Source organism: Bacillus sp. 5B6 (genome assembly GCF_000259405.1).
GTDB lineage: Bacteria > Bacillota > Bacilli > Bacillales > Bacillaceae > Bacillus > Bacillus velezensis.
Map to the genome: position 1 here is coordinate 1,044,283 of NZ_AJST01000001.1, position 16,232 is coordinate 1,060,514.

Here is a 16,232-nt window from a genome sequence, read left to right on the forward strand (position 1 = left end):
CAGTCAGAAGGAGGAACTGTAGAGTGAGAAATCAAGATATCATCAGAAAGGCGGAAATGTCACTTTCCGCTTTAAAAAGCGGCGGTTTAATGAACCCCGCACAAGCTTCAGCATTTATCCGCATGGTGCAGAACACGCCGACCATTTTCAGCGAATCGCGTGTGATTCAAATGGAAAATGACTCGCAGAAATTTGAAAAAATCGGTTTCGGCCAGCGTATTCTGCGTGCCGCTGAGGAAGGAAAAGCCTTAACTGACGATCAGCTGACCGTCCCGGCAACAAGTACGGTGCAGCTGAATACGAAAGAAGTCATTGCGGAAATTAATATCACCTATGACACGCTTGAAAACAATATTGAAAAAGACGGCCTGCAGCAGACGATCATGCAGATTTTGGCGGAGCGGGCGGCAGTCGATATTGAGGAGCTTGTCGTAAACGGCGATACATCTTCTTCTGATCCGTACTTGGCACAGCTTGACGGAATCCGTAAGCAGACTGTATCTCACGTCATTGACGGAAACGGGGAAGAGCTGTCCAGAGCCACATTTAAAAAAGGCTTAAAAGCCATTCCGGCAAAATATTTGCGCCTGCCTCAGGAATTCAGATTTTACACATCTCAAGGCATGGAGATTGAATGGAAAGACCGTGTGGCTGACCGTCAGACCAACCTGGGGGATCTTGCGGTGCAGGGCGGTTTGTCTTCAGCATTCGGCGTTCCGGTCAAAGGAGTGTCCAATCTGCAGCCGTACTCAGTCGGAGAAGGTGATTCCCAGTACGATGCGTCTGACATCATTTTGACTCACCCGAAAAATATCATTCTCGGTTTTTCACGAAATATCCGAATCGAAGTAGATAAAGATATTCGCAGCCGCAAATTTATTATCGTACTGACGGCTAAACTTGACAGCAAATTTGAAGAAGAAGATGCAAGCGCCAAAATCGTAAACGTTAAAGAATAAGACGGGGGTGGCAGTCATGTTAATTCAGCCGTCTGACGTTGTTTCATATTCAGTTTATGATCAAGTCAAAAACAGGCCGGAGCCGCTTCTTATACAGGACATTCTGGAGGCGGAGGCGGAAGCGGCCAGAATAGCGGGGCATTCGTTCACTGACCCTATTTACTCACCGCTTCCCGAAAAGATTAAGCTTGCGTTATTAAAGCTTTCTCAATATTTTGCGCTGATCAACCAGAATGAAGCAGCCGCTTCCGCCTATCAATCTGAAAAGATAGGTGACTATTCCTATACGGTGGCAGATGAAGGCGGAATCAGAAAACCGGCGGTGCACCATCTGCTCTGTGAATATATCGCGCCGGGTTATTCCCCGGTTTCTGCACATGCAAAGGTGAGACCGTTATGAGCTACGAACGGCTGCTCACTGACAGATGCGATATTTATCATGAGACGGTGTCAGTTCCGAAGGCCGGACGCTTCGGGATTCCCGCCGAAAAGCTCCAGCCTGTCTTTTCTTATCCGGAAGTTCCGGATGCTGAAGACGTGCCGTGTCTGTTTGTTGAAAAACAGCAGCAGCTTATTCAGCTTGAGCCTGATCATAAGGTATATCAGAGGTTTCTCGTTCATTTTCCGAAAGAGGCCGTTGTGCGTGTCAATGACAAAATCATTTGGGAAGGACAGGCGTATATTCTGGAAATGCCGAAGAAAGCAAGACAGCACCATTGGGAGGTTATCGCTGTGAGAGATGACAGACTATGAGCATAAAAAACCTTGAACAATGGAATCGGTCGCTGCAAAAGGCATCATCCGGAGAATTTGCCCGTCAGGCAGGCGAATGGCTGGAACAGTCAGGAGAGGATTTTCTCGACTTGGTACGGGAGGAGCTTATTCATTCGGGAGGGATTGATACAGAAGGCCTGCTGTCTTCCTTCCGAAAAGGAGCGCAGGATCATGTATGGATCATTGAAAACGGGGGACTGACCCTTGAAATCGGCACCAATGTAGAGTATGCCTCATTCATAAATGACGGACATTGGACCATCTCAGATGAAAATGTCAGATGGGTGCCCGGGTATTTTCAAGGCTCCCGGTTCATCTATGATCCGTCAGCTTCAACGGGAATGGCGCTCAAAAAACAGTGGATCAGCGGGAATGGGTTTTGGGACAAAGCCCTTCTTTTGTATGAAACACTCTTCGCCGAATCGCTGGACAAGCGTTTCGATCAGTGGCTTAACACGTTGGGGGGAGATATCGGATGAATCGCGAAACTGGTTCAATCGCCGCTTTTTTGTATCAGCAGTGCGGCGTGCCCGTATATGAAAATGAACTGCCTGAACAATTTCAGGTGCCGTCACTATACATTCCGCCCCCGTATGTTTTTGACGAGAATGACACAGTCTCCACCTTTAAGAAGACATACAGTCTGAATGTGAAGCTGTTCCATGCCGACTCGGTGCAGGCGCTCTATGCAGCCGACCGGATCGCCGATGCGGTGAGAGAATCAAGACAGCTGATTCCGCTGCTTACGGAATCAGGGGAGGATACCGGTGATTTCGTCCGCATCAGCCGTATCGAAACAAGAGTCGGAGACAAAGGCGAGGCAGTGATCACAATCCGCTGGACGAGCCGCTACTACTATCAGAAACAAACATCTCCCGCACTGCGGGATGTGGACATTAACAGCGGGGTGATAGAAAAGTGAAACAACATAAAAAGAAAAACGCCGCAGCGGCGGAACGAGCGGTTCTTTATGACACGGCGGATTTAACAAAGCACGCGAAGGAGCTTTTCGGCGTAAAACCTGAGATTCTCCAGGGGGCTTTATTCGGCGTGAAGCAAAAACAAATGACAAAAGCGCAAGCAAAGTCTTACATTGAAGCATTTTTAACCAAGGAGGTCATGCAATAATGAACGGCGGAACATTTACGCAAGGAAAAGAAAAAGAACGTGCCGGGATCTATTTTAACTTTAAAACAACCGCCCAGGAGCGGGTATCGATCGGTGAACGCGGGATTGTCGCCCTTCCCGTCGCATCCGGCTGGGGGGAAGCGAAAACATTCGTTTCCATTTCAAGCATTGAAGATTTGAATAAAAAAGTGGGGCTCAGTATTGAAGATCCGTCACTGATTCTGCTTCGTGAGGCGAAAAAGAAAGCAAAAACCGTTTTGATGTACCGTCTGACAGAGGGAATCAGAGCGAGCGCCGATCTTTCGCAAGGTGTTAAAGCAACCGCTTTGTACGGCGGTTCAAAAGGAAATGACATCATCATCCGCATCAGTGAAAACGTCCTTGATCAGACCGCTTTCGATGTGACCACTTACATGGATGAAGCGGAAGTTGACAAACAAACGGTGAAAAAAGCCGAAGAATTAAAAGCAAACGGCTATGTCACATTCACGGGAACGGGCGAACTGTCGGCTTCCATCCCGCTGACAGGCACTGAAGAAGAATCCGGGGAAACGTTAAACCCGCAGGCAGGCATCCGTCTTGCGGGCGGAACTGATAAAGCACCGGTCAACTCAGACTATACGGATTTTTTAGCTGCGGCTGAAACGGAGAATTTCGATGTCATCGCTCTTCCTGTCGCGGAAAACGATCAGCTGAAAGCGACATTTGCCGCATTCATTAAACGCCTTCGCGATGCGCAGGGACAGAAAGTGCAAGGGGTGACCGCCCATTACAGCGGAGATTATGAAGGCATTATCAATGTTACTGAAGGTGTGCTGCTGGAAGACGGAACCGAGATTAAAGCTGAAGATGCGACCGCCTGGGTGGCAGGCGCAAGTGCCAGCGCCGCATTTAATCAATCCTTAACATTCGTTGAATACGAAGGCGCCGTCGATGTGCTGCACCGCCTGACTCATGATGAAGTGATCGAACGTCTTTCTAAAGGTGAATTCCTTTTCTCTTATGATGCCCGTGATAAGTCAGTCAGCGTTGAAAAAGATATCAACTCATTGGTGACATTTACGGCAGAGAAAAACAAAAAGTTCGCGAAAAACAAAATCGTCCGTGTGCTTGATGCGGTGAATAACGATTTGACACGTGAACTGAAAGCTTTAATTAAATCGAAAAAAGGCACGGGCAGCGATCTTCCTGCGACAAATGACGGCCTTCAATTCGTCAAAACGATGATCATTCAATATTTGACTACGCTTCAGGATGCGGGCGGCATCGCCAACTTTGATTCAGACAAAGACATTACAATCGGGCTGAATGAAGACCGCGACGGCTTTTTAATCGATCTCGCCGTACAGCCTGTGGATGCGGCAGAAAAATTCTACTTTAACGTGGAGGTAAACTAAGATGGCATTAAAAGCGCAAAACACGATTTCAGGAAAAGAAGGCCGTTTATTTCTCGACGGAGAAGAGATGGCGCATATTAAAACCTTTGAAGCAAACGTGGAAAAAAACAAATCAGAAGTAAACATCATGGGCCGCCGCATGACGGGACATAAAACAACAGGCGCCAACGGAACGGGCACGGCAACATTCTATAAGGTCACATCCAAATTCGCCGTCCTTATGATGGATTACGTCAAAAAAGGCAGCGACCCGTATTTTACGCTGCAAGCCGTTCTTGATGACAAATCATCGGGCCGCGGAACAGAACGCGTCACTCTGTATGACGTCAACTTTGATTCTGCAAAAATCGCCGGCCTGGACGTAGACTCAGAAGCACTCGAAGAAGAAGTGCCGTTTACCTTTGAAGATTTCGATGTGCCGGAAAAGCTTTCTGAAACGTTTTAATTAAGATCGGTATGAGTGAAACAGGCCTTTTACAGGCCTGTTTTTTATAAAAAAAAGAGTAAGGGAGTTTTCATCATGAGCGAAAAAAACGAACAAGTATATGATCTATCATTCTTTATGCCGGGTAAAACAGTAGAGGCTGAGGAGATTCGGGTTCCGCTTTCAAAGCGTTTTGTCGATAAAAAAGGAAACATCGTGCCTTTTATTTTTAAAGCCATTACGACTGAGCGCATTGATGAACTGGAGAAGGAAAGCACGACATATAAAAATGTGAAGGGCAGAGGCCGCGTAAAAGACTTAGACAGCCAGCGCTTCTATGCACGGATCGCGGTTGAATCTACGATTTACCCTGATTTCCGGTCTAAGGAGCTCCGCGACGCTTACAAAACGGCAGATCCGGTCGAGGTGGCAAAACGCGTGCTTTCAGTCGGCGGTGAGTATGCAAATTGGCTGAATAAAGCGATTGAGATCAATGGTTTTGAAGATGAATTAGAAGATCTGGAGCAAGAAGCAAAAAACTGATAAAAGATGGGAATAAGGAAGCCGTGTATCTCTATTACGCGATGCATGAGCTTCATTATTCTCCATCAGAACTGAAAGAGTTATATGAAGCACCGAGACATTTTAAGGCGCTGTTGTACGGTTTAATCGGTTACAAGCTGGACATTCTTGAAAAACAAGCGAAGAAAGGGGGAGCGACATCATGGCAAAGCTGACCGCCCGTTTTGAATTGGAAGATCGGGTTTCAAAGAAAATAAGGAAAATCCAAAATGGCTTCAGAGCGCTTGAGAAATACAGGAAAATGACAAAACGCCAAAGTGAAATTGATATACGCAAAGAGAGTAAATCTGTTTTAAGAACAATTGACCGCATCCAGCGCTCTATGAAAAGAAAGCTGGGCGCACAAATGATCTCTATTTCAGCTGAAGACGGAGCCAGTGCCGTCATTCAAAAGGTGCAAACCCAATTAGCGGGTCTGCCTGCGTCTTTAACCATTAAAATAGGAGCAAAAGACAGCGCGACAGCGGCATTTGAGAGATTGCGGGATCTGGCTGCCGGTTTTAAAGGATTTACCGTTTCACTGTATGCGTCAGACGAAGTGACCCCTGCCATGGAACGCATCAAACGCTACATGCAATCTGCGTTAAAGAACGGGTACTCTGTCACTATACGCGTCATAGATCACGTCATGACAACAGTCGGCCGAATTTCAGCGGGCATTGATTCGCTGACGGGAAAAAACAATGTCATTCAATTATCGTTAAACGAAAAGGTGACAGCACAGCTGGCTGTAATGCAAAAGAATATGCCGGACGTCGGAAAAGCTTCTGCATCTGCTGCTCCTGCTTCGCCGAAAAACGATTTTTCAATGCTTGACTCCATTGCAGACACCTTCATGAAAAAAGTCAATGACATCGCATCCAAATTTTATCCGGAAACAATCATAGCGGAACTGGATAAATTCGCTGCAAGCTTTATGAAGAAAGCGGACGAAATCGCAAGCAAATTCAGCCCGGAGACGATTTTAGCAGAGCTGGACAAGTTCACGACCTCTTTCATGGGAAAAGTGGATGAAATCGCGAGCAAATTCAGCCCTGAGACGATTTTAGCAGAGCTGGACAAGTTCACGACCTCATTCATGGGAAAAGTGGATGAAATCGCAAGCAAATTCAGCCCGGCAACGATATTGGCAGAATTGGATAAGTTCACGACCTCATTCATAGGAAAAGTGGACGAGATCGCAAGCAAATTCAGTCCTGCAACGATATTAGCCGAACTGGACAAGTTCACGACCTCATTCATGGGGAAAGTAGACGAAATCGCAAGCAAGTTCAGCCCTGCAACGATATTAGCTGAACTGGATAAGTTCACGACCTCATTCATGGGAAAAGTGGATGAAATCGCAAGCAAATTCAGCCCTGAGACGATATTAGCCGAACTGGACAAGTTCACGACCTCATTCATGGGAAAAGTAGACGAAATCGCGAGCAAGTTCAGCCCTGAGACGATATTATCAGAGCTAGATAAATTCGCTGATTCGTTTATGAAAAAGGTAGACGGGGTCGTGAGTAAATTCAGTCCGGAAGCCATATTGAAAGAACTGGATAAATTCGCTGATTCAATTATGAAAAAGATAGATGACGTTGTCAGCAAATTCAGTCCGGAGAACATATTGAAAGAGCTGGATCATTTTACTGATTCGTTTATGAAGAAAGTCGACGACGTTGTCGGTAAATTCAGTCCTGATAAGCTAATCGACCGCGCCGAACAATTTGTAAATGACACGATTGACCGAATTTCTGAGAAATTCGATTTTCTCAATCCGGATAAGATCTTGGAAAAAGTGGAGCAGTTTACATCCTCACTGTTCGGAGGCATTGATAAAAAGTTCGGCAAATTCAGTCCTGATGCGATCATCGAAAAAGCCGAGGCATTTGTTGATAAAATTGTCAGCAAGATTGCAAAGAAATTTGAGAAATTCAGCCCGGACAAAATCATCGAAAAAGCCGGGGAATTAATAGAAAAAATATTTTCAGGAATCGCTGAAAAATTAGGCAAACTCAATATCGGCGGATTATTAGGAGGCGGCACGAAAAAAGAAAAGAGTAAGGGCGGCCTTTCTGCCGGCGGCACCAACAGCCCGAAGCGTCCTGATCTGACAAAGGGTCCGCAGCGCACGGTAATAGCGCCAAAATCTTCAGGAAAGTCAGCCAAAAAAACCGGCGGGGCTTTGGGGGGCTGCTGTTGCTGTACCGGAGTGACGAGGGGCAAAAGCAGTAAAGTCGAAGGGCGGAATAAATCTTCAAAACGAGGTTCATCCGCAAAGGGAAGCAAACAGGCATCCGTAAATACGCCGAAAACAAAAGGGGCAGGTAAAGGCATCGGCGCGCTTTTGAAAGGCTTAGGAGATTCAAAGGCGCTAAAAGGCGGTATGAAAGGGTTAAAAGGTGCCGCTAAAGGAATTCCCGGCATAGGTGAATTGTTATCACTTACAGATTTAGCCGGCATCAATAAAGATAATGCAGGAGAGAAGGTCGGCTCAGCAGGCGGCGGTCTTGCCGGAGCCGCGGCCGGAGCGGCAATCGGCAGCGTTGTTCCCGGAGTGGGCACATTAATCGGCGGCGCGGTTGGCGGCATCGCCGGCAGTTTAGGCGGTTCCAGCTTGGGAGAGGCCTTTGATTCAGGAGCTTTGAAAGACATGTGGAATGATATTTCCAAAGCGGCGCAAAGTGCTTGGACAACAATACAAGATACTTGGGGAAGCGTTTCATCCTGGTTCATGGAAAATGTATGGACGCCGGTTTCATCAGCTGTCGTCGGAGTGGCGACAAGCATCTGGTCAAATATCGTGAATGCGTGGACGACGATTCAAGGGATTTTCAGCACGGTGTCATCCTGGTTCATGGAAAATGTATGGACGCCGGTTTCATCGGCTGTCGTCGGAGTGGCAACCAGTATCTGGTCAAATATCGTGAATGCGTGGACGACGATTCAAGGTGTCTTCAGCACAGTATCCGGCTGGTTTATGAGCACGGTGTGGGGGCCCGTAAAATCGGCTGTCGTCGGAGTGGCGACGTCCATTTGGAGTAAAATCACAGGAGCTTGGGATAAAATTAAATCCGTTTTCAGTACGGTTTCCAGCTGGTTCATGGATACTGTCTGGAATCCGGTGAAAGACATGGTGAAAAATGTCGGTAAAGGAATATCAGATGCTTTCCAGACTGCTTTAGATACGGTAAAGGGTATATGGAAAGGGTTAAGCGGCTGGTTTGAGAAACATATAAAAGAACCTCTTGTAAAAGTGGGAACAGCCATATCAGATGCTTTTTCTGCAGCATTCGACTGGGTGAAAAAGATTTGGGATAAAACCGGCGGCAAAATGATTTCAGGCATAATGAACTTTGTCACAGGAGGCGGCGGAGATAAAAAGAAAAAACCGGACAAAAACGCCACAGGCGGCTACATTACAAAGCCGACCATTTCCTGGATCGGTGAAGCCGGAAAAGAATTTGTCATCCCCGTCGACAACAATCGCGGACGCGGAAAGATGCTGCTTTCACAAGCTGCGTCTAAGCTCGGCATGCGTGTTGTCGATGATATGGGCGCGGCTTCGGCTCAGTCTTCTGCTGTTCCGGCGGGAACGGGCGGTGTTTCTTCTTCTGCATCTGTGTCGGCCGCAGCGTCTGTGGATTCTTCCGGATTTGCTGGGACGGCTTCATCACTCGGCAAACAGTTTACTGAAGGCTTTGACAGCGGAATCAGCAAAAAAGCGGTGGATATGGACGGCTGGAAGGAAAAAAACATCGGAGCGCCGTTCAATACCCTCATTTCGTCTTCATCCGGTTACGGAAAGCAAGTCGTTGCGGGCTATGCCAAAGGTCAGAATACTTCGCCGACGGGCACCGATTCATTTTTAAAAACAAAGGTGAAAACACCTTATCAATCGGCGGTTAACCAATCGTCATCATGGGGCGCCGCAACGGTGAAAGGATATTCGGCCGGACAGAATGCAAAAGATACGGGAACGTCGCAATACGTAAGCACACATATCAATAAACCGTTTGTGCAATCAAGAGATTCCGCGAACGGCTGGGGGTCAGGCCTGATCGGACACTTCGTATCAGGGATGACTGCAAAAGGAAGCGAAGTCAAACAGGCGGCCAAAGATATGGCCAAAAAAGTCGAGGACGCATTCAGGGAAGAGCTTGATATTCACTCTCCTTCCCGTGTCATGATGAGTCTCGGACGCTTTGCTTCAGTCGGCGTCGTCAAAGGGCTCAGCTCAGTTGACGTGAAAAAATACGCCGAAAAACAGGCAGGCTCGCTTGCAGCAGCCTTTTCCGGCATGGGTGCAGCGGGAGGAAGCGTCAAAGAGTGGCTTTTGGCCGCAATGAAAGCAACCAATACGCCGATCAGCTGGCTTCCGGGATTAATGACGATCGCACAGCATGAGTCAGGCGGCAACCCTAATTCCATTAATCTATGGGACAGCAACGCCAAAGCCGGACACCCGTCACAGGGGCTTATGCAGACGATTCCAAGCACCTTTGAAGATCACAAAGCGCCGGGCATGAATGATATCAGAAACCCAATTCACAACGCCGCTGCCGCTATCGGCTATATTAAAAGCCGATACGGCTCGATCAGCAATGTCCCCGGGATTAAAAGTATGGCTCATGGAGGCCCTTACGTCGGTTATGCCAATGGGGGTCTGATTACCAAGGAGCAGATCGCCCGTGTCGGCGAAGGGAACAAACGGGAGTGGATTATCCCTGAAGAGCGGGGCATCCGGGGCCGTTATCTGCTGCAAAAAGCGGCTCAAGCGCTCGGCATGGAAGTGTCCGATCCGTCCCAGACGGAACCGGCGGCGCTTTCAGCCGGCACGGTTTCCGCAGCCGTTAAAGGCGGCGGACAAACCGTTCAAAAAACGGGAACAAAAGAAATTAAAATCGAATTCAGCGGCGATCAGCATTTCCATAACGGACAGGACGCCGACAGCCTCGCCGCCAAAATCAAACAGGCGCTGATTGATGAACTGCAAAAAGACATTTATACCGGAGCAAAGGGGGCCGTTGCTTTTGACTAAATCTGTTTACGAATTTTGGCTGTCTCAGGGGAAGGACAAGCTCCGGCTTCCCGTTCTTCCTGAAGCGATTGATATCGCAAACAGCGTGCAGAATGATTCCGTGAAAGTCACCGGACTTGGAGAGGTGACGTTTATCGAAGAACCGGGAGCGAAAGAAATTTCGTTCTCTTCTTTTTTTCCGAAACGGTACAGCCCGATTGCCGAATATCAAAGCATCCCTTCGCCGGAAAAAGCCATTTCAGCCATTGAAGCATGGATGAAAGCGAAAAAACCCGTTCAGTTTTTGATTACAGGGACAAAAATCAATGTCACATGCAGCATTGAAAGCTTTAATTACAGCGAAGGTGACAATGAAATCGGCGACCGGAATTTTGATATCGTACTGAAAGAATATAAAACCGCTTCGCCGAGAAAAATCAAACAAAAGAAAAAAACGAAAGCGAAGCGCCCGTCCAAAGCTTCACCCAAAACATATACCGTCAAAAAAGGGGATACGCTTTGGGACATCGCCGGCAAGTTTTACGGAAAACACACGGAGTGGCGGAAAATCTGGAACGCGAATAAAACCGCCATGATTAAGCGAAGCAAACGGAATATCCGGCAGCCGGGGCATTGGATCTTCCCGGGGCAGAAGCTGAAGATACCGCAATGAAACGGGTGAAAAGATGATTGAACTATTTGTCATAAAAGAAACGGAGTGGCTCGAGCTTGTCACAGAAAGCGTAACGCTGGAAGGACACAGATATCAGGCGCCCCGCTCCATCGAAGCGACGATTGTCGTAAAGCAGGGCAGCCAGACGTATTACGGCGTATCAGAAGGGGATACGGTTTTGTTCAAATGGAACGGAAAAGAACTGTTCCGCGGCATTGTCTTTGCAAGAACGCCCGATGAGCATACCGTCGCCTTCACCGCATACGATATGCTTCAATACCTTGTGAAAAACCAGGACGTTTACGTGTTTTCCAACAAGCGCGCCGATCAAATATTAAAAAGGATCGCCAGCGATTTTCAAATTCCCGTCACATCCATTGCCAACACAGGCCATACCATTAAATCACTCGTTTTTAAAAATGATACAAGTCTTTACGATATGATGCTAAAAGCGTTAAAGCAGACAAAAAGCCAGACGGGGCGCAATTATCAGCTCTATTCAGAAAAAGGCAGGCTCGGCTTGCGTGAATGGCCGGAGCCGTCTGACATATGGGTGCTGGAAACAGGAGTTAATATTACAGGGTATCAATACAGCACCTCAATTGATGACACCGCAACCCGTGTCGTCATGCGGCTGCAAAAAGACGATAAAACGATAAAGGCTTCCGCCTCAGACAGCGCGGGCATGAAAACATTCGGCGTTTTGCAGTATACCGAAACGGTTTCTGACGACATTAACGAAGCTCAGCTGAAGCAGCGCGCAAAAGTGAAGCAGGCTGAGAAAAAAGGCGTTAAGAAAGAGCTGAAAAATATACAGGCGATCGGTATTCCTGGGTTGGAAAGCGGATTGCCGGTCTATATTTCAATTCCGGAAATCGGGCTGAAGAAAACCTATTATGTAGATACGGACCGCCATGAATTCCAAGGAACAAAACATACCATGACGATTGACGTCACGGAGAAAAATTCACTTCCGGAGGGGACATCCTGATGAGATTAAGTGATGCCATTAAACATTTAGCCGTCGGAGCGGTTGACGCCGAAGCGCCGGTGGAGCTGATGCCGGCCGAAGTGACCTCCGTTTCGCCGCTCGAGCTGAAATTGAAAGATCACGACAAACTTTTGATTCCGTCTGATGCACTCATTGTGCCGAAGCGGCTGAGATCCGGAGAAGATGATCAGCTCCAGGCGGGAGATCGGGTGATGACCGCCGCTTTAACAGGAGGACAGTCTTTCTTTGTACTGGACAAAATTTAACCGGCATCCGGACGGAGATGTACGAGAATATCAGCCTATTAAAGCCGCTTCATCTGCCGAAGAGGGCTTTTTTACATGAACAAATCTAAAAGGAGCGGGTGCAATGGCCCTGACACCGGAAATCGAATTTGAAGATTTGGAGGATGCGAGTGAGGCCGTTGAGACTTCACAAACCTACCGAATTGATTTTGAAAACAACCGGATTACCAATGAACTGATAAACGGACTGGACGCAATCAGGCAATTCGTCTATATCGCTCTTCACACAGAACGGTATTCATATTCGGTTTTCAGCCATGATATCGGAAACGAACTGCAGGAAGTGCTTTCAGATCAGAACACGACGGATGCTTATAAAAAAATGGAGATCCCAAGACTGATAGAAGAAGCCTTGCTGTATGATGACCGTATTTTGGCCGTTACCAATTTTGAGATTGAGAAAAAAGATGATGCCTTCATCGTCTCTTTTACCGTTGAAACTGATGAGGGCATGCTTGAGATAGAGGAGGTGCTGGGTGAGGATGTTTGAAGCTCAGACGTTTGACGACATTATGGACAGAATGCTGGCGCGCGTTACGGCGGATATTGATACGAGAGAAGGCAGCGTCATTTACAATGCGCTCGCGCCTGCGGCCGCTGAGCTCGCAAAGTCTTATATTTGGCTGGATACCGTGCTGGAGCTCGTGTTTTCCGATACGGCTCAGGGAGAATTTCTGGACAGGCGTGCTGCTGAAGCGGGAATTGAACGAACACCTGCCACAAAAGCGGTCAGAGCCGGAGAATTCACAGCGGGCATCACCATTCCGCCAGGCTCCCGTTTCTTCGTTGATAACCTGTATTTTCAATATACGGGGGATGGAACGCTTGAATGTGAAACAGCCGGTGAAGCGGGCAATGCCGGCATTTCAGGGCAGAACATGCTGCCGCTTGATACAATACCCGGGCTTGAGAAAGCAGTCATGCGCGATATATTAATTCCCGGCCGTGAGGAAGAAGATGACAACAGCTTAAGGGCGCGCTATTTTACCCGTGTCCGCCGGGAAGCAGTCAGCGCAAATAAACAGCACTATAAACAATGGGCCGAAGAGGTTGACGGCGTCGGCAGGGCGAAAATCTTTCCGCTTTGGAACGGAGCCGGAACGGTGAAGGTTGTCATCACAAATGCGAATTTGGAACCGGCATCAGATATTCTGATCAAAAAAGTAAAGGATTATATTGATCCGGACGAAGGGCAGGGAGAAGGACAGGCGCCGATCGGAGCGGCAGTAACGGTGGAAAGCGCCGTATGGAAGGAAATCGAAATCTCCGCTTCCGTGCTGCCTGAGCTGAACAGCTCGATCGATGACGTAAAAGCGGAGATTGAAAAAGGCGTCCTGAATTTATTTAAGAAAATGGCCTTTGAAGAAAACACCGTCCGTTTATCACAAATTAACAACATCGTTTATAACTCGGCATCCGTCAGTGACTACGCCGATATCAAAATGAACGGTGCGGCGGAAAACCTCGTGCTCAGTGACGTGGAAATTCCTAAACTCAAAGAGGTGACAATCCTTGAGCAGACTCGATGAGATGACGGCGTACCTCCCGCCGTTTTTAATCCGATTAAAAGAGATGGCACAACTGCTTGAGGCGGAAGCTCCTGAGTTTGAGCGGCAGAATAACGATATTTTCGATTTGACGGATCAGCTCTTTATCACGACGGCGACATGGGGGCTTGACCGCTGGGAAAAAATATTAAAAATACCGCGGGAATCAGGTGACACGGAGGATATGAGACGGCTCAGGCTGATTTCGAAGATGTCGAATATTCCGCCCATCACACATCAAGCGATCGAGCAGGCGCTAAACCGTTTTTTAAAACATCCGTCAGCTTACGTTCGGATGTTTCCGGGGCAGTATCGTTTTTATGCCGATATCGGGCTTGATGACCTGCAGCACATGAACGAGCTGATTGAAACGCTTGAAAAAATCAAACCCGCTCATTTGGCTTATACACTGAGAGCCGCATTAAACGAAACACTGGAAATCAAAGACCGGGTCATTCTCAACAATCGGAGATACCGAAAAGTCAGTGAACTGAAGGTCGGTTATTCCGTCACACTCAACAATAACGAGGTGGTCTTACCATGATATCAGCCGCTTACAGACATCGTGCCGCAGCCGATCTGAAAAACAGGATCACAAAAGTGCTGTTAAACGGCAAAGAAACTCCGATTGCGGATATTTCCGTAAAAGATGCCGCAGTCACCGTTCTCACACGCAGGGAAGAAGACGTCAAACACATTGAAACCGTGCAGATGCTTGACGAAGCAGGAAGCGTCATCACAGAACGAAAAACAAATTTAGATCTCAGCAATAACAGAACGCTTGATTTAAGATTTACCTTTGAGGTGGTGTAACGATGGCTTACGAAGAAAAAACAGACTGGCTTCCGGACGATCCGATTAACGAAGATGACGTCAACCGCTGGGAAAAAGGCATAAAAGACGCCCACACGGATCTGGCGGCCCATAAAAACGACATGAACAACCCGCACAAAACGACAAAGGCGCAAATCGGCCTCGGAAACGTGGACAATGTCCAGCAGGCAGCAAAAAAAGATTTTGACCAGCACAATCAAGATCTGGACCGGCATGTGACGAAAGCTGAGAAGGATACATGGAATGCAGGACAGCTGTTTAAATTAACGGAAGATAATGGGTTGGCAAAGTATCGAAGCGGTGCTGACTTTAATACGGTAACGGATACAGGTTTATATTATATGAGCAGTGTCACGACTGCATTAAACGCGCCAGTGAATAATAACGGGTATTTGTTTGTTCACAATTACGGAACGTATGCTTATCAGGAATATACGTCCTATAGCAGCAGCGACTCAACGTCGTCAGGCCGCCGAAAGTTTATGCGTAATAAAGTCTCAGGCTCGGATTCTTGGACGTCATGGCGTGAGTTAGAGTCAGTGGAAGGATCGCAGTCAAAGGTCGATGCACATGCTAATAAAACAGATATTCACGTAACAAAATCTGATAAGGATAAATGGAACAATGCGCAGTTAAAAAAAATTTCGAATGATGACGGCCAGCCGTTATTTAATGTCACAACTGATCTTCATGCTGAATTGTTAAATTATCCTTCATTGACCTATTTCTCATATGAAAAAACTGCGGCGAATACCCCTCCTGCAGGCGGACGCGGGTTTTGGACCTGCAGCGTCGGAAAATCATATGGTCATGTTCTTGCCATGACAAATGACAACAGAACATTCCGCAAGTCTTTGGCAAATAATGTTTGGAGTGATTGGGTTGAGCTGGATAACACAGAAGCTGTACAAAAACTAGTAGACGCTCACGCCAATAAAAAAGACATCCATGTCACACAGGCGGATAAAAATATGTGGAACGGCGCACAGCTTTCGAAAATAACAAACGATAACGGCGGCTATCTTCTTACAATTGGTGATGATGATAACTTTCTTGAAAAAATCGTTACAAACGGCAGGGCGTTCGGCACCTTTTATTCAACCGGCAAAGCGGCAAACAGTCCGAGCAACGCTTCGACCCGCGGCATGTTTCATTTTACCTCTCTTGACAGTGAGGGAAAGGGAACGTTTGGGTATGTCATTGCCGTTGATTATAAAAATAATATGTTCACGAACTATTTGGATTTGAACTTGGGCTGGCAAGGCTGGCGGCGCCTCGTTACTGAACTTGATACTGAGAATGTACCTTGGATAAATGTTCCTTATAAAAATGGCGCTAAATCAGGAGACAGGCCGCTTCAATACCGCAAAGTGGGAAACACCCTTCACCTGAACGGACACGTTCTTACGGACAGAGAAGTGGTATTCGGGAGTGTGCCATCCTCTTGTGCGCCGGCCAAAGGCGTTGTAACGATGGTTGCAGCCAGCGGCACCACCGGTTACAGCAAATTTATTATTTATTCTAATGGAGATATGAAGCTGACGGGAATTATGGCCAATATAGAAAATAATGTGAACGGCTATTATATTGACCTTGTTTTGGCACTCACGTAA

19 protein-coding genes are annotated in these 16,232 nt (G+C 47.3%); all 19 read left to right on the forward strand.

The genetic code is table 11. The features are described 5' to 3' along the window. Positions 1–23: 23 nt before the first annotated feature. Positions 24–959, forward strand: coding sequence for a phage major capsid protein (locus MY7_RS05220; RefSeq protein ID WP_007407274.1), 936 nt, complete (start codon positions 24–26; stop codon positions 957–959). Positions 960–975: 16 nt separating this feature from the next. After that, positions 976–1,359, forward strand: a complete 384-nt coding sequence (yqbG, locus tag MY7_RS05225; RefSeq protein ID WP_007610805.1) for a protein YqbG — start codon at positions 976–978, stop codon at positions 1,357–1,359. Beyond that, entirely contained in the window at positions 1,356–1,712 is a 357-nt protein-coding gene (locus tag MY7_RS05230) for a DUF3599 family protein (protein WP_007610806.1), read from the forward strand. Before yqbG ends, MY7_RS05230 begins: the two co-directional genes overlap by 4 nt. Continuing rightward, on the forward strand, positions 1,709–2,212 hold the full coding sequence (locus MY7_RS05235; RefSeq protein ID WP_007610807.1) for an HK97 gp10 family phage protein: 504 nt from the start codon (positions 1,709–1,711) through the stop codon (positions 2,210–2,212). Before MY7_RS05230 ends, MY7_RS05235 begins: the two co-directional genes overlap by 4 nt. Continuing rightward, on the forward strand, positions 2,209–2,655 hold the full coding sequence (locus tag MY7_RS05240) for a hypothetical protein (protein WP_007610808.1): 447 nt from the start codon (positions 2,209–2,211) through the stop codon (positions 2,653–2,655). Before MY7_RS05235 ends, MY7_RS05240 begins: the two co-directional genes overlap by 4 nt. After that, positions 2,652–2,861, forward strand: coding sequence for a hypothetical protein (locus MY7_RS05245; RefSeq protein ID WP_007610809.1), 210 nt, complete (start codon positions 2,652–2,654; stop codon positions 2,859–2,861). The genes MY7_RS05240 and MY7_RS05245 overlap by 4 nt, the downstream gene beginning before the upstream one ends. Next, the gene (locus tag MY7_RS05250) at positions 2,861–4,258 is read left to right on the forward strand and encodes a phage tail sheath family protein (protein WP_007610810.1); all 1,398 of its coding nucleotides are present in this window, start codon (positions 2,861–2,863) and stop codon (positions 4,256–4,258) included. Before MY7_RS05245 ends, MY7_RS05250 begins: the two co-directional genes overlap by 1 nt. A gap of 1 nt (position 4,259) precedes the next feature. Next, positions 4,260–4,703: a phage tail tube protein gene (locus MY7_RS05255; RefSeq protein WP_003154837.1), complete on the forward strand. Its 444-nt coding sequence runs from the start codon at positions 4,260–4,262 to the stop codon at positions 4,701–4,703. Positions 4,704–4,778: 75 nt separating this feature from the next. Next, the gene (locus MY7_RS05260) at positions 4,779–5,225 is read left to right on the forward strand and encodes a phage tail assembly chaperone (protein ID WP_003154836.1); all 447 of its coding nucleotides are present in this window, start codon (positions 4,779–4,781) and stop codon (positions 5,223–5,225) included. Positions 5,226–5,266: 41 nt separating this feature from the next. Then, complete coding sequence (locus tag MY7_RS19510) at positions 5,267–5,419, forward strand: hypothetical protein (protein ID WP_015239684.1); 153 nt, start codon at positions 5,267–5,269, stop codon at positions 5,417–5,419. Then, the gene (locus MY7_RS05265; RefSeq protein ID WP_007610814.1) at positions 5,407–10,290 is read left to right on the forward strand and encodes a transglycosylase SLT domain-containing protein; all 4,884 of its coding nucleotides are present in this window, start codon (positions 5,407–5,409) and stop codon (positions 10,288–10,290) included. Before MY7_RS19510 ends, MY7_RS05265 begins: the two co-directional genes overlap by 13 nt. Next, the gene (locus MY7_RS05270) at positions 10,283–10,942 is read left to right on the forward strand and encodes a LysM peptidoglycan-binding domain-containing protein (protein WP_007610816.1); all 660 of its coding nucleotides are present in this window, start codon (positions 10,283–10,285) and stop codon (positions 10,940–10,942) included. The genes MY7_RS05265 and MY7_RS05270 overlap by 8 nt, the downstream gene beginning before the upstream one ends. Before the next feature lie 13 nt (positions 10,943–10,955). Beyond that, positions 10,956–11,933 (forward strand): XkdQ/YqbQ family protein, encoded by a 978-nt coding sequence (locus MY7_RS05275; RefSeq protein WP_007610817.1) that lies wholly within the window; start codon positions 10,956–10,958, stop codon positions 11,931–11,933. Then, positions 11,933–12,199: a DUF2577 family protein gene (locus MY7_RS05280; protein WP_007610818.1), complete on the forward strand. Its 267-nt coding sequence runs from the start codon at positions 11,933–11,935 to the stop codon at positions 12,197–12,199. Before MY7_RS05275 ends, MY7_RS05280 begins: the two co-directional genes overlap by 1 nt. 103 nt (positions 12,200–12,302) lie before the next feature. Continuing rightward, the gene (locus MY7_RS05285) at positions 12,303–12,728 is read left to right on the forward strand and encodes a DUF2634 domain-containing protein (protein WP_003154825.1); all 426 of its coding nucleotides are present in this window, start codon (positions 12,303–12,305) and stop codon (positions 12,726–12,728) included. Further along, positions 12,721–13,767 carry a baseplate J/gp47 family protein gene (locus tag MY7_RS05290; RefSeq protein WP_007610819.1) on the forward strand — a complete coding sequence of 349 codons (1,047 nt, stop codon included), beginning with the start codon at positions 12,721–12,723 and terminating at the stop codon, positions 13,765–13,767. The genes MY7_RS05285 and MY7_RS05290 overlap by 8 nt, the downstream gene beginning before the upstream one ends. Next, positions 13,751–14,329 carry a YmfQ family protein gene (locus tag MY7_RS05295; RefSeq protein ID WP_007610822.1) on the forward strand — a complete coding sequence of 193 codons (579 nt, stop codon included), beginning with the start codon at positions 13,751–13,753 and terminating at the stop codon, positions 14,327–14,329. The genes MY7_RS05290 and MY7_RS05295 overlap by 17 nt, the downstream gene beginning before the upstream one ends. Then, complete coding sequence (locus tag MY7_RS05300) at positions 14,326–14,598, forward strand: hypothetical protein (RefSeq protein ID WP_007610824.1); 273 nt, start codon at positions 14,326–14,328, stop codon at positions 14,596–14,598. The genes MY7_RS05295 and MY7_RS05300 overlap by 4 nt, the downstream gene beginning before the upstream one ends. A gap of 2 nt (positions 14,599–14,600) precedes the next feature. Then, positions 14,601–16,232 carry a hypothetical protein gene (locus MY7_RS05305; protein ID WP_007610826.1) on the forward strand — a complete coding sequence of 544 codons (1,632 nt, stop codon included), beginning with the start codon at positions 14,601–14,603 and terminating at the stop codon, positions 16,230–16,232.